General features: G+C 59.3%; 14 protein-coding genes and 1 tRNA gene. 2 read left to right on the plus strand and 13 right to left on the minus strand.

Annotation, left to right across the window (positions count from 1 at the left end; genetic code table 11):
* Positions 1 to 48: 48 nt before the first annotated feature.
* From WD823_RS12750 to WD823_RS12765, 4 genes are all read right to left on the minus strand, one after another.
* The gene (locus tag WD823_RS12750) at positions 49 to 495 is read right to left on the minus strand and encodes a DUF1178 family protein (RefSeq protein WP_368429880.1); all 447 of its coding nucleotides are present in this window, start codon (positions 493 to 495) and stop codon (positions 49 to 51) included.
* A gap of 102 nt (positions 496 to 597) precedes the next feature.
* Positions 598 to 688: transfer RNA gene (locus WD823_RS12755), tRNA-Leu, on the minus strand.
* 306 nt (positions 689 to 994) lie between these two features.
* A complete protein-coding gene (locus tag WD823_RS12760) occupies positions 995 to 1,342 on the minus strand; it encodes a DNA-binding protein (protein ID WP_368429881.1) in 348 nt (115 codons plus the stop codon).
* Positions 1,323 to 1,619: a DUF6516 family protein gene (locus WD823_RS12765; protein ID WP_368429882.1), complete on the minus strand. Its 297-nt coding sequence runs from the start codon at positions 1,617 to 1,619 to the stop codon at positions 1,323 to 1,325. The genes WD823_RS12760 and WD823_RS12765 overlap by 20 nt, the downstream gene beginning before the upstream one ends.
* 114 nt (positions 1,620 to 1,733) lie before the next feature.
* On the opposite strand from WD823_RS12765, the gene WD823_RS12770 reads away from it, so the two are divergent.
* A complete protein-coding gene (locus WD823_RS12770) occupies positions 1,734 to 2,903 on the plus strand; it encodes a hypothetical protein (RefSeq protein WP_368429883.1) in 1,170 nt (389 codons plus the stop codon).
* 97 nt (positions 2,904 to 3,000) lie between these two features.
* On the opposite strand, the gene WD823_RS12775 is transcribed toward WD823_RS12770, so the two are convergent.
* Positions 3,001 to 4,014, minus strand: a complete 1,014-nt coding sequence (locus WD823_RS12775; protein ID WP_368429884.1) for a methyltransferase — start codon at positions 4,012 to 4,014, stop codon at positions 3,001 to 3,003.
* 438 nt (positions 4,015 to 4,452) lie between these two features.
* Between WD823_RS12775 and WD823_RS12780 the strand changes: the two genes are divergently transcribed.
* Positions 4,453 to 5,040, plus strand: a complete 588-nt coding sequence (locus WD823_RS12780) for a hypothetical protein (RefSeq protein WP_368429885.1) — start codon at positions 4,453 to 4,455, stop codon at positions 5,038 to 5,040.
* Positions 5,041 to 5,067: 27 nt separating this feature from the next.
* Here the strand turns inward: WD823_RS12780 and WD823_RS12785 are convergent, their stop codons facing one another.
* The 8 genes from WD823_RS12785 to WD823_RS12820 form a co-directional block, all read right to left on the minus strand.
* A complete protein-coding gene (locus tag WD823_RS12785; protein WP_368429886.1) occupies positions 5,068 to 6,312 on the minus strand; it encodes a hypothetical protein in 1,245 nt (414 codons plus the stop codon).
* A gap of 68 nt (positions 6,313 to 6,380) precedes the next feature.
* Positions 6,381 to 6,659, minus strand: a complete 279-nt coding sequence (locus WD823_RS12790; protein ID WP_368429887.1) for a hypothetical protein — start codon at positions 6,657 to 6,659, stop codon at positions 6,381 to 6,383.
* Positions 6,660 to 7,064: 405 nt separating this feature from the next.
* Complete coding sequence (locus tag WD823_RS12795) at positions 7,065 to 8,075, minus strand: tyrosine-type recombinase/integrase (protein WP_368429888.1); 1,011 nt, start codon at positions 8,073 to 8,075, stop codon at positions 7,065 to 7,067.
* Positions 8,072 to 9,058, minus strand: coding sequence for a tyrosine-type recombinase/integrase (locus WD823_RS12800; RefSeq protein WP_368429889.1), 987 nt, complete (start codon positions 9,056 to 9,058; stop codon positions 8,072 to 8,074). The genes WD823_RS12795 and WD823_RS12800 overlap by 4 nt, the downstream gene beginning before the upstream one ends.
* On the minus strand, positions 9,051 to 10,310 hold the full coding sequence (locus WD823_RS12805) for a site-specific integrase (RefSeq protein ID WP_368429890.1): 1,260 nt from the start codon (positions 10,308 to 10,310) through the stop codon (positions 9,051 to 9,053). Before WD823_RS12805 ends, WD823_RS12800 begins: the two co-directional genes overlap by 8 nt.
* A gap of 127 nt (positions 10,311 to 10,437) precedes the next feature.
* Positions 10,438 to 11,304, minus strand: coding sequence for a phage integrase N-terminal domain-containing protein (locus WD823_RS12810; RefSeq protein WP_368429891.1), 867 nt, complete (start codon positions 11,302 to 11,304; stop codon positions 10,438 to 10,440).
* Positions 11,305 to 11,859: 555 nt separating this feature from the next.
* Positions 11,860 to 12,180: a hypothetical protein gene (locus WD823_RS12815; protein WP_368429892.1), complete on the minus strand. Its 321-nt coding sequence runs from the start codon at positions 12,178 to 12,180 to the stop codon at positions 11,860 to 11,862.
* A 677-nt stretch (positions 12,181 to 12,857) separates the two neighbouring features.
* On the minus strand, positions 12,858 to 13,640 hold the full coding sequence (locus tag WD823_RS12820) for a hypothetical protein (protein ID WP_368429893.1): 783 nt from the start codon (positions 13,638 to 13,640) through the stop codon (positions 12,858 to 12,860).
* Positions 13,641 to 13,766 lie beyond the last annotated feature (126 nt).

Genomic DNA, 13,766 nt, shown 5'->3' on the forward strand with positions numbered 1-13,766 from the left:
CCGGTTTTGCTATTAGCAGCCTGTCGAGCTGCTAAGTCCGACAGGCTGCTAGTGGGTCTTGCCGGCGCGATGCGGCGGAATCGGCAGCGCGACGATTTCAATCCCTTCGTCGCGCAGCGCATGGACTTCCCGGTTCGAGGCGGTGCCCCGGATCTGGCGCTCCGGCACCTCGTGATAGTGAATCTTGCGTGCTTCCTCGGGGAACGCCGCGCCGACGTCCTCGGTGGCGTCGATGATATGGTCGATCAGCTTGGTAACAACTTCGGGGGCAAGGTTGGCGTAGTGGCGCCCGGGGGTCGGCACGGCCGTTCCGGCGTCGCGCGGCACGGCGCCGGTGCGCACATGCGGGGCCGAGGGCAGGCGCACGATTTCTCCGCTGCCGCACAGCGGGCAGGCCAGCATCTTGCGGCCGTGTTGACGATCGAAGTCCTCGTTCGAGGAAAACCACCCCTCGAATCGATGTTCCCTGTCGCAACTCAGATTGAGAACAATCACGTTTGCCTTCCCGCTCCACTGATTGCCATTTCCAGTCTACTCTTCATGCCGGACCCCGGCGCAACGCGCATCGGGCCCGGATAACCGCTCGTCAGCCGGCGCTGGTGCCCGGACCCGGAATCGAACCGGGATGCCCGTTTAACGGGGCGAGGGATTTTAAGTCCCTTGTGTCTACCAATTTCACCATCCGGGCTGGCGACACACCGTTGCGGCAGGAGCGGTTTTGGCGTCCCGTCGGCGACATGATACCGGATTTGGCCTTGAACGCAGGGCGGGACGCCGCGCGTGCGCCGCGGCGCGTATTGGAGGCGGGGGTCGGAATCGAACCGGCGTACACGGCTTTGCAGGTAGAAATTGCTTGCAAGCCGAACAACAGCTTACAGCACGATTCCCGATAAAACAGCGTCTTGCAATTTTGGATGATATCTAACAATTACCCTTTGTGACCGCTTTTTCCCGCCAACTGTCCCAAAAAGTCCCAAGAAAATCGTCGGTGCGGCTACGCCGCCTCCAGCATGAAATCCACATGTACCGCATCAAACGGAAATTCAATTTTTCCACTCGCGTTCTTGCGCAGAATCCCCGCCTCCAGCAGGGCATGCACGTCGCCGTGCACCGCCTTTACGTCGCGGCCCGCACGGCGCGCGGCTTCACGCAAAGTCATCGGTCGTTGGCCTGCCATCGCCTTGATCAGTTCCCAGCGTTTGGCAGTCAGCACCTTCCATAGCAGCTCCGGCGTAGCAAAACTGATGCGCGCATCCGAATCCGCCTTGCGACTCTTCCAGACGCGTACAAATTCAGCGGACACTTCGCGCGGCGTGCGCACGTCAAGAGTTACGGTTTTCATTTCGCCACCTCTCGATATCCAGGAAAAAATCATTCACTAATTGATCCGGCGTCGTGAACAGGTAAGGCTCTTCAACATCCCCTACATGCCGGTGATCGCCCTTGCCTGCCTCATTGTCATAGCGCACCGCAGAGCGACCATCTACGACGAACGCGAGACGATACTTGTAGCTATGTTGGCTGCCACGCACTGGCGTCGGTACTTCCCACAACACCAGCTCGGCGAAGGCCGTTTCGGCAATGACAATACGCTGGTCAAACAGCAGCCGCGCCCTCATGTTGGAGATAATACCAACAGAGCAACTTGTTGGCAAGTACTCCAACACGGCCCAATGCGGATACAGACCCGCAAACTACGTGAACCCCACCGCGGCCACATACGGAGTCAACCAATGAGCCACAAATTCACCCGCCTCGAGTTGTACCAGCTCGTATGGTCCGAGCCGCTGCGCAAGCTAGGCCAACGGTTCGGGATCTCGGACGTCGCGATCGCCAAGCGTTGCCGCAGATCCAACATCCCACTACCCGGCGTCGGGTACTGGGCAAAGAAGGAGACCGGAAAACAGGTCTTGCAGCCGCCATTTCCTCCAAGGGGCTTAGGTCAATCCGATATCGTGATCATCGGAGGCAAGCACCGATACAGCTGGGCTCCTCAAGAGTCGGACAAGGAATTGTTGGCGGCCACGATTACGCCACCACCGCCCTTCCCCGAGGGACTCCCGGAAATTGCAGCCCGTGCTAAAGAACTCGTCGGGAGGGTTCGAGCAATCGCGTCGCTCGCGAATGCGCATCCATCCATAACTCGCCTCCTGCAAGAGGATGAACAAAGACGGGAAAAACAGAAGGCTTCGCGCTATCCGTCAAGTTTTGACGCACCCTTGTTCGATTCCCGTTTTGAACGACGCCGGTTGCGGTTGATGAATAGCCTGATGCTCGCATTTGTGCGATGTGGCTGCGCGCCCTCGCTTGGTCGCGAGATAGGCTCAGTGTCGATCCACGTGGGAGACGAACGCATAGGATTTAGCATCGGCCCCCTGAATGGAAAGCCGGAGCGGCAGTACCCGCCGAAGCAGATTCCCGCCGACGCAAAGATGAAGATCGACCTTGGATGGCACCAGCCTCCTCCCGAGATTAAGGTCCGTTGGCAAGACAAAGACAATGCGCCTCTCGAGGATCAACTCCATGAGGTCGCCGTTGGCCTGATCGTAGCCGGCGAATGGGCATACCGCCGTTCTATCCTGCGCCAGTACGAACATCGACTATGCCGGCAAAAGCGGCTGAAGGACGAGATCAGACGCAAGGAAGAGGAAGCGGCGCGCAGAGAACGCGAGAGATTGGAGAAGATCGAAGCAGATCGCCGCAATCAGCTCATTCGTGAAATGCTCGCTTGGCGTAGGGCATCGGATATCCGGAGGTACGTTGAGGCTCAGCTTACCCGCCGCAAGCCACACGCCGGCGCTGAAACGTTAGCAAGCCTGGAATCCTGGGCGTCCTGGGCAATAGCGGAGGCTGATCGTATCGATCCAATTCTTCACGATGTACTTCCGGGGATGGCGAGATAGCATCTTGTAGGTCGCCTCTACGGGCGCAAGTCGAGAAGCTGGTACCGCTTATGCGGAGCTAGAAGCAACGAGAGTTTCCGCGCTATCAGCAAGGACGCTAACACTTCTCGGCGTACGCGCGCAGCAAGCGGGCAGTGTCATTGCCATCGATGAAAATGATTTGGCACGGTGCTGTGAAGGAGCGTTGAAGCGCGAACGCTTCAGCGGTTTTCCTTACAGCGGCGCCGATCTCATGGCAGTGCTGAATGACATAAACATCTGCGGGCACGTTAAACAGTCGGTAAATTTGATCGCCATTCTTCCCGCAGTCGGCCATCGTCATCATATGAAACTTCGCGGGTCCTTTCAGCAGGAAAGCTCCGGTGCGCGGTGTACCGGCAATCGACAAGTTGCTCGAAAAAATATCCGATTCCTCGCCACCCCAATCCTTTGGTACCTCCGACACGCCCAGCAGCCTAGCAATCAGGGTCTTCACCTCGTGCTCCGAAACCTCCTTCAGCTTCGCGAATTCTGTTTTGGAGGGCGTCCACTGTAGATCGATTTGTGAAAACTGCTCTACTTGCTCAGGTCGCAAGTGTAGTTGATGTCGGAACGGCAGCGAGATACCTGATTTCGCTGTAACCATGTCCCCGATCGCGTAAGGGATCGCCCTGATCGTGTCCTGCTCAAACTCACCGATGTACGCGAACACGAAAAGGTTGGTCGATCCCGACATCCTCGAGTACGCAGTCTCGTTGACCAGCCCGTCCTTGGCGAATTCCACGAGCAACGTCTTACCATCGAGCAACCCATCCAGCTTCTTGCTGAGTTGCAGCGCCGGCCCCTTATTCGCCATCCCGAATCCTTTTCCGTGCACATGGCCGTCGTAGATGAAGCACGTGCCCCTATCGAGCTTTCCCTCTATGGCGAGCTGCTGAAGCGTCTTGATGCCCTGGATAGCGATTGCGGAGAACAGGTACTCGCCAAGGGAACTAGAGATCAATGCGGATCGCATGTACACATCCTCACCCTTAAGCGCTCCAATGACATGTGCGGGCACTGAACCCGATTCAAGGAGAGAAAGGACGCGTGGCGCGCTGATGTAGTATGCGTGAAGCGTTTTGTCGCTCATGGTTGCGGCGTAGGATCGGGAAATCGATGCCAATGATACGTTCAATGACGATTCGTGGGCTGGGGACGGTCTAGCACACCTGGTCTCTTTCCTTTAGCGCGCGACGATAGCCTCCTATAATCCTGCCATGCCGACCTATGCCGAACTCAAGATGGCCCCGCCCAAGTCCTGGGAAGAATTTGAGGGTATCGTTTGCTCTGCGGCAAAGAACCGCTGGAAAAGCGTCGATTTCACCCGCCATGGCCGCCAAGGTCAACGTCAGGACGGTGTTGACGTCTATGGGAGGGACGACAAGGGCCGCTTGGTCGGCTTGCAATGTAGAACACATGGTCAGGCCTCTCCAGTGACACGATTAAGGACGAGGTTGACAAGGCCGAATCCTTTAAACCGGCGCTGGCACAGCTCTACGTTGTTACTACTGCGGACGCCGATAAAAACGTGCAAGCCTTCGTTCGTGAACTGTCGGATCAGCGTGCGCGAGAGGGGCGTTTCGAGGTGGCAGTATTATTCTGGAACGACGTGTGGCAAGACCTGACACTCGATGAAAGTCGACTGTTCCAGCACTATCCCCAACTGAAGCCGAAGGAGCGCTTGGCTGCCGACCAGTCTCACGACGTCAAGATCTTCCAGGAACTGCAGACGACGTTCGGTTTCGAGCCCGCCGTCCGTCTAATTCGAGATCAGAACTTCGGCGACTCGTTTTCGCGTAAAGCGATACAGTCCCTCTATGACTTCGTCGAAACTTGGGATCAGCCAGAGAAAGAATTCATAGACAAGGAGCTGCAAGCCGCGTTGGTCGAGCTCTACCGCGCGGCGAACGACTTTGCGACGCACGTCGTACAGAAAACAGTCCCTATCGGCAAAGGCGGCGAGCTGCTATCCGTCTTCTCGGACAACCTGAGGGCACACGGTCCTCGACCCGACTGGGTCAGGGAAGACGCACGCGTACTCAATGAGAAGGCGCGGCAATTCGTGCCGATCTATGAGCGCTTTCTGCGCCTATGTCGAGAAAAATTGCTTCGATAGATAGCTACGCCCCGGGGAACCCAAGGCTCACCTGGGAACGTGGAAGACCAGGATAGTGACGATCTGCTCGCGGTTTACGTCGCTGTTGGCATGAAGCATGTAACGAAAGCCGCTCTCGTGTGGCCATACGATCGTGCGCTTGAAATTGGGGTGGCCCTTGACCACGGTCTCGATGCCGCTAAGGACGGTCGAAGTGTCGGTGCCCCGGTTGAACACGAGGATCGCTGTCTTGCTGTCGCGCCAGGTCGCATAGCCCAGGAGCTGGTCGATGGCCTCGCCGAACGCCTTGGGACCCTTCCAAAACTTGCACTCCGCGATGAATACGTTACGTTCGCTCTCCCGCAGCAGGATATCCGTTTTCCCAGACATGTTGAAAGTTTCGCCCGTTGCTTTACCTTCAAACTGACCATTTAGCTGTACCAGGAAATGTTGACGTAGCGCCTCCTCGTCCATTGCCTTAAATGCCTCGGGACTGCGCTCCATGACGAGCGCCATGTCCTGCATGATTTTGAGCGCCTGCTCGTACTGCTCGATTGCCCAAGTGGGCTCTGGTGTGAACGGAGCTGCGCTGGCAGGGGGAAGCGTCGGTGCAGCTTTCTTGCGCGCCGTGGGAATAGCATACGTCTTCGGCGCGCCATCACGTTGCCTGATCGGGATACCGAGAGCTGTAGCGCGTTGCGACTGCGCCAGCAGCCGCTCACGCCGTTGCTGGATCGCCTGCTCCGCCACACCGGGTATACCATCGTTGTGAGCGTCAAGCAGCGTACGTTGCCATCCCAAATATTGCTCGATCTCACCTAGCGCGCGATCGACGAGCGGGCGGACATCGCGGGGCGCGTCCGACGGTGACTCGTAGCGCAGCACCAGCTCGCTCTTGTCGATGATCGCGCGTGGCGGGGCACTGGTCATCGAGTTCGGGCGAGAGTAGAAGAGCTCGGATTCACCCTCGAAAGGTACGCGGACCTCGATACGCTCGCCCGGCACTAGCGCCGGTTGGCTTTTGTCATCAATCCACCGCATCGGGTCGTAGCGCACATCGACCTGCACGTCTTGATGGTCTGCGTACCAGTCCTCGCGCCGCAACCTGATCGGCTCGACGCGGTACTTCTCCACCAGGTACCGCTTCAGATCCTCAGGTGAAGTGTTGAGCAGCCGATTCTCATCTAGCCCTTCAACCTCCTGCCGCATCTTCTGCAGGGTGCCCCGAAGTGACTGCTCAAGGTCGTAAGTGCAGAACAGAAGTCCTTTGCTCTTGTCGACGCTTCCAAACATGTCGTGTGAGTTCCCAGATTGCTCACGATGATACTTGGACTGGATTGTGCCCTTTGAGGAATCGGCGTTCAAGCCATTGGAATGCTTGGGACCGGCGGCGCTTCGACCTTTGGCGGTCGCCCGCGTCCCCGCTTCCCTACGCTCGGCAGTCCATCGATGAACTTCGCCACGGCCTCGATATGGAACAGCGTCTTGTCCCCGAATTTCCGGTGAGCGATGGGGAAGGTCTTGCGCGAAAGGCGCGTGCGGAGGGTGCCGGGCGCCAGGCCGCAGGCATGGGCGGTTTCGTCCACGGTCAGGAGGATGCGGCCGGGATAGGACTTCATCAGGATTTCGAGGGTAGTCATGACAGGCTACCGCCCCTGGTGGCCAACTGCCCTCCCCCTCTCAGCATCGCCAGCGTGGCGCTGTTACGAGTTACCCACCCGGCGCCGCGCTCGGGGTGTATGGAGGGATCCGCGCACCGCCGCGTGGATAACTCGTTGCTCACGCGCATGAGGGCGTCCGATCGACGAGTTTTCGGGGCACGGACACGGACGCGGCACGGATTCGGCGGGTTAACCGGGTTAACGGCCCAGGTAGACCTTATGTGTAGCTGCACATAAGATTTATTTAGGTAGGTAAGTTTTTATGTGGAGTAGCAGCGTTACGTCCATGATCGACCGTGTATCCCGGAGCTGGGAACGCAACATAATATTTCGCTGCTGGATACTCGAGCTCCGGGCTACGCACGTCATATATGGCTCCTATGGTCAGAGTGAATGCAACCAATCGAGCAGGGTCTTGTTCTGCTTCCAGGACGGGATTTTCGGCGGTGGCACGCCGCCTTCCACCTTCTCCAGCGCCCGTCGCTTCATCTCGAGGTTTGAGCGCGCGTAGATCTGGGTGGTTTGCACGTCCACGTGTCCCAGGAAGTCGCGGATGATTTCAAGCGAGACACCGCTTTGAAGCAAATGCATTCCCTTGGTGTGCCTGATGCTATGCGGACTGACCGATCGAACGAACCCGGGGCGGTCTTTTCGTATTGCCTGGACGTACTTGTTCAACACGTAGCGGATGCCCCAGCGCGAGAAGCGTATGCCCCGCCGATTCTGGAACAACGGCCGATCCGAGCACTCCGGCCGGTCCAGGCCATGCTCTTCCAGGTAATCGCGCAAGATTTGCACCGTGGCGTCCATCAGGGGCACGGCGCGCGTCTTCCTGCTCTTGCCTGTCAGCCGCACTTGCGCCGGAGAAGCCAACCGCACGTCGCCGACGCTCAGGTCGATCAATTCCTGGACGCGAGCGCCGGTGTCGTAGAGCAGGCTCAACAGCACAGCATCCCGGCGCCCCTCCCGTGAACGGAGGTCGGGTTGTGCCAGAATCCGAGCAAGATCTTCCTTGACCAGGTAGCCCACGTTGGCGTGAGGCTGGCGCTGCAATGGGATGGCCAGAATACGCTGGCACTGCAACATGATTTCGGGCACTTCTGACTGAACGTAGCGGAAGAACGAATGCAACACCGCCAGGCGCTGGTTTTGCGTGCCGATCGACACATGCCTTTCCTTCGCCAGGTAGTCGAGGAACGCCTCCACCAGAGCGTTGTCGAGGTGTGCCAGGCTGAGCCGTTCAAGGGCGATGCCGCGCTGGTCCCGGCAGAATCGTAGCAGCAGCGTGAACACGTCGCGGTAGGCACGGATGGTGTTGGGGCTGAGATTGCGTTGCGCGGCCAGATGGTGGGTCAGGTAGCGCGTCAGGTGCGTGGAGAAGTCGGTGGGTTTCATGACACGACCCTCCGCGGGATGACATCGCCGAAGTGAGCCTGGGAGCGGGTTGTGATCTCGGGGAACAGTTCGGCCGTCAGATGCAGGTAATGCTGTGTTCCCACCACCGACAGGTGACCCATATAGGTCGCCAGCACCGGTAGCTTGGCGTCGAGGTCCGCACCCTGACGATACCAGCGCAACAGGCTGTGAACAGCGAAGGTGTGACGAAGATCGTGCACACGCGGGCCCTTTCCCCGGCCAGCGTGCGATATGCCGCTGCGCGTCAACAGCTTCCGGTAGATTCCATAAACCGACGATATGGCCCAGTGGCCGCCGCGCAGGTTTGGGAAGAAGTACGCGTTTGCCGGCCGGCGGCCAAGCTCCTGGTCAAACTTCTGCAATCGTTGCACCAGACTGACTGCCGGAGGGACCTGACGGTCCTTGCCGAATTTGGTCTCGCGCAACGTCAGCACACCGCGACCAAAGTCCACGTCACCGACCTTCAGGTGCAACACCTCGCCCACCCGCAAACCACAACCATAGAGCAGACGAAACACCTCGGGCATGACCAGATGGCGCAGCGGCGAGTGCCCACTGGGTTTGAAGTGGTCGACCACATCAAGCAGGCGCCGTACTTCGGCGTGAGTCAGGATACGCGGCGAGAAGCTGCTGCCTCCTCCTTTTGCCATGAGATACGGATCCGGCACATGCGCGGCATAGCCCTGTTTGACCATGAAGATGGCGAGTCGGCGAAGCGTATGGCCACGATAGCCATGGTTTGCCGCGCTCTCGTGAGGCCGCTTGGCAAGCCACTTCAGGGCCAACTCACGGGGCAGTTCGCACTGCGCCAAGCCTTCCTTCGCAAGAAACCGGTCAAGGCGCTCCAGCGCCAGCGCGCCAACCTGATATTTGTAACCGACCGCCTGCTTTTCCTGAATGAGCCGTTTTATCAGCGGCGCTACCGGGCTGCGGAATTGCAATGGGAATTTGTTATTAGCCATGGCACACCTCCTCGGGGTCGAGCGCGGCTGCGCGCAACGATTCCACGTCCGCCTTGGCATAGATCATGGTTGACGCGGTGGTGGTGTGACCCAGGATGTCGGAAATGACGTGCAGCGGTGTTTCCCCCTGTAGAAGCCGCGTCGCCAGCGTGTGGCGCAGCGAGTGCAGCCCGCAGCGCTGCGGAGTTCGGAATTCAATTCCAGCTCGCTGTCGCCACTCGCTTACGACATGATGAAGTCGGCTATTCGCGCCAATAGGCGTAAACGGAAGCCTCGCCCTCAGGAACACTTCGCGATGAGGCGCCTGGGGCCTGCCTGCCTTGAGGTAATCGATCAAGGCTTCGCCGATTTCCTCCGACATCGGCAGGCACAATGGTCCACCTGTCTTCGACTGCCTGATTTCGATGGTGGCCGTATCCCACTGGAGATCGTCCAGCTTCAGAGTTCGGATATCGCCTGACCGCAGACCCAAGCGGCTCGCCAGCAGCAGGATGGCGTAGTCGCGCTTGCCCCGGGGCGAGGTACGGTCGATCACCTTGAGCAGTTTGCGAACCAATTCCGGATCCCAGACTGAAGGAATGGTCCCGTCCATCGGCACCCGGATGGTCGGCAACACCTGAGTAAGATCGCGGTGCACAATCTGGCGCTGCAGAAGATACCGAAGGAAACTGCGAAGGTCGGGCGTGCCCCGGGAGGCGGACCTCGGGCCCCGCGGGCCGCGTGAGATGACGAAGGAGGTTACCTGGTCGGGTTGAAGCTGATCGAGAGCGGTGATCCCGTTTGCTCCCAGGTAGTTAAGAAACACCGCGATGGTTCGCATACGCTCTTTGAGAGAGGTCGGCCGCAGATGAAGGCGCTCACGGCAGAATTGCTCGAAATCGGATAGCGGCTTCTTCATCGACTGCGGAATGTGAAGCTGCACGGTGTACACCACCGGCCGATCAACTCGCCCTTCACGCGCGAAGGTGCCGAGCACCAGCACCCCAAAGTTGACATGTCGGCGCCAGCCTGTTTGCGCCGTCAAGCGCTCGCTGCGTGTTGCCTGATATCGTTCGATGAAGCGTGTAGCCATCTCTTCCGAATACCCGCCGACTTGGCCTGCGTCACGGCAAAACGCGGCGAAATGTTGCCAGACCGTGCGGTATCTCTTCAGCGCATTCCTGCTGTAGCGCAACTTGAGCAGTTGATACAACGCGTGCTCAATCAACTGTTCCAAAAGCAATTCGGCGAAGCGGCGAGTGGGAACATTCATGATCGATCTCCTAAGAACGTGGCCCGGGATGGCCACAGGGAGGTCAATCATCAACTTTTTATGTGCAGTAGTTTGAAGCAAATGCATTGATTCAGAAGACCCTTAACGAGCAACTCCACATAAAAACTTACCTACCTAAATAGACCGCCGTGATCTGTTCGCGGGAATGCCCGAGTTCGGCGGAAATAGTCGCGCGGGCCTCGCGATCGACCGCCCGCCGCTCCGGGTCCAGCGATTTCGCTGCCGGGCCACCCTTGGCCGGGCACGCCCAGCCGGTCAGTTCCCGGTAGCGTTCCTGCGCGTAATGGTGGCGCAGGCCGTGGACCTTGTGGATGCCCGCCTTCATGCACTGCGCCTTGAACCGCTGGAGCTGGCCGTCGTAGGTCATCGTCCTCGGGATCAGGCTCCACTGGCCCACGAGCTGCTTCACCTCTTCCAAGAGCTCGCGTTGCGCGGGGGTGCGGATCGGGACTTGGCGCTCCCGCCCGCCCTTGGTCCAGCTGTCCATGAGCATCAGCCGGTCGCCCCGGTCCGCCCACTCGACCCTGATCTTGATCGACTCCTCGCGCCTCAGCCCGAATGCGGCCTGGAGCTTGAGCGAGAGCCGGGTGTAGGGATCCGCGATCTGTGTCAGGTCGCCGGCCGTCAGCTCGCGCCCCTTGTCCAGGTTCGTCACGTACTGCCGGTCGGGAATGGCGTAGCGGGCGTTGTCCGGGGCGATGACGTTCTGCTTGCCGACCTTTTCCGCCCACCAGCGCAGCTCGGTCATGCGGTTCTTGATCGTGCCGGCGGAAAGCTCCTCCGCCTTCCAGCGCGCGAGGAGCGCCTCGACGTGCTTCGGCTTGAGGCTGTCGGCATGCATGTGCCGGAAGCCCATTTCCTGCAACTGGTTGGCGACCAGCGTCAGGATGCGCTCCCGCGCGGTTTGAGTGGCATAGCTGCCGTCGCGGTTGCGCTGGCAGAGTTGCTTCAGTTCGTAGTTGAAATCTCGCATCGGTCCTTCACCCACAGGTTGATGACAAGCATCATTTTCCGGGGTGATGACCGTCAGCAGCCTCGCGTAACCCCCTCGAAAACCCGGGGGTTGGGCGGGAAATGGTTCGGTGAGCGGAGAAAATCGATCCGCCGGCTTCCTGGTTCACATACCCCATCCATCACCACTTCACTGCATCACTGCATTCGGTGTGCACTGCCTGTCCGGTTAGTGTTTCTATCCGTCCTACCGGCCTAAGCGCGGCGGGAACTCAGAGGGATTCGGGACACCACTCCCGTTTTGTGCCGTTTCCTTGCTGCTCGCCACCGCGGCACGCGGCATCGGCGTCGACGGCGCGCCCTTTCGGGAGCGATCCGTCGAGATGAGCCGTCGATCCCGGCTCGGGGGTGCGCCATTGCGGCGCCATTGGGACTGCCCGCTGAAACGGGCATTGGGACGAGCCGCGTTGCACGGCCCTTTGCGAACGATGGCTGCAGAAAGCCCCATCACTCGCTCGCGTCATTTGCGCCAGGAGCGCGCAACCCTTTGACGCGCGAGAGGTTGTGCGCGTCGTCACTAGCAGCTCGCGCTGTCCAGTGACGACGCGTTCGGCTGGCGCAGTGCGCCCCGTATCGCTTCGTCGTAGTCGCGCACGATCGTCTCGGCTTGCGGCAGGGATGCTGCGTACTGGATCAAGGCGCTCGCCACCAGCGCGACATCCGGACGAAACCCGCCCAGCGCGTGCCGGCAACGGCGCCGCAGTTGCAGCAGTGCATCTTTCGCTGCTTCGCTTACGGGAACTTTCGGCAGATCGCCTTCGCGTTCCACGTGCATCAGTCGCCCTTGCTTCACAACGTAGAGATCGCCTTCTTGCAGCGGTGCGGTCTTTTCATTCACGGCCAGTGCTCCTTTCGATGCGTTGCAAAATCGGAACTGCGACATCGGATTGCCATCGACCGCACTTTGGTTGCGACGGACGCAAGTCGTCCGCAGCCGCCGATTGCGCTCCGGCATATGCATCGGGCGCGGTCGCTTAACGCGAACGCACCACCACCCCAAAAGGCCTCGATAGGATGAACTGCTGAGCGAGCGTGAGTCAGCGCGCAGCGCCGCCTGCCTGAAAACGGTCAGCAAGCAGCGTCGGGCGCGACATGCGCTCGAGATACGATGCGGATTACCGCATCATGTGTGGCCGCCCTTTCCGCGCGATTATTGCCGCGGAGCTGGACGGTTTAAGAAATGTTGCACGGCAGATGAGCGGAAACCACTATCCGCCACGCTGCACGTGTAACGTGTTGCCCCCGGATTTCTCCGGTGGGCTGACCAATGGTCAATTACTGGTAGGCCTAAGACGCTTGAGGGCGCGTCGCCCGTTTCCGGGCTGGCCTGCCTTTTGTTCCCGACCTTGCGGTCCACGCGGTCGCGATCAGCATTGCCGACCCGAAGGGATTGGCCGCGCATCTGTTTCCTGCCAAGGGCGATGCGTAACGGGCATCAGCCGGGCTGACACAGCCAGCGATATTGCGATCGAATCTATGCCGTCACTTTTTCGAAGTCAAGCCCCCCAAGGCAGATCATGCCCGGCCGGCCGCCTGCACCTTTTCTTCTTGCACCTTCAAGTGAATGTACGTGAACTGGTGAGCAATCCGACAAGCGAGCGACGTCTCATTGCCGTGATGAAACTGAGGAGTATCGAGTTCTGCGCCGTATCGCTGCTTGACATTGGTCACTATGAAGTCGGGCTCAATCAATTTCGCGACGGCGTCGTATGAGCCGCGGTCGAAATCTGCTCGATGTGGCAATCCGCTTTCCATTCCCCATGCGTAACCCACGAAGCATTCGAGGAAATTGTCCACCTCAGCTGTATTTGCCTGAAAGCACGACCGCAAATGTGCTTGGACTGCCGAACCATCGCTGTGCTTGTTCCAAAGCCAGTACAGAGCTGGAGCATCCGCACCAAAGCCTTGATACAGAGGGGATTCAAGCGCCTGCGAGCGAATCCGGTCGGCTAAGGCACTCGCGACCCTGTTTTCTGCGTCGGCCGCGATTATCCGATCGGCTTCCGGTTGACCCGCATCATGGCGAACCCACCGTAAGCACTCGAAGGCGAACGGGAGCGGCTGGGCTTGTTGAAAGATCTCGTCCGCGGTTGCGTCTCGCTCCGGACCCGATGGTATGCGCTTCAGAAGATGAGCCACCAAGATCGCGGACTGTCTAAACGTCAAGTCCGACGTGAACATCCCCCGTTCCCGCGGCAGCAGCGCGCCGCCCCGTGCAACTGCCAATGCAAGTCGCCTTGCACCGGCGGGCTCGATCTCGTTCTCCCGATTTCGCAGTTTTCTAATAACCTGTGGCATCGCACTGCGCTCCGCGAAACCCTTAAGGACTGCATCTGCGTCCTCTGGACTAATGCCCGCGAACTGCTCCACTAGCCTGCATTATTCATGAAAATCGCGGTCGAGTGCGTTTGCGGGGGTGAGAAT

The organism is Sulfuricaulis sp. (assembly GCF_040901545.1).
Classification (GTDB): Bacteria; Pseudomonadota; Gammaproteobacteria; order Acidiferrobacterales; family Sulfurifustaceae; genus Sulfuricaulis.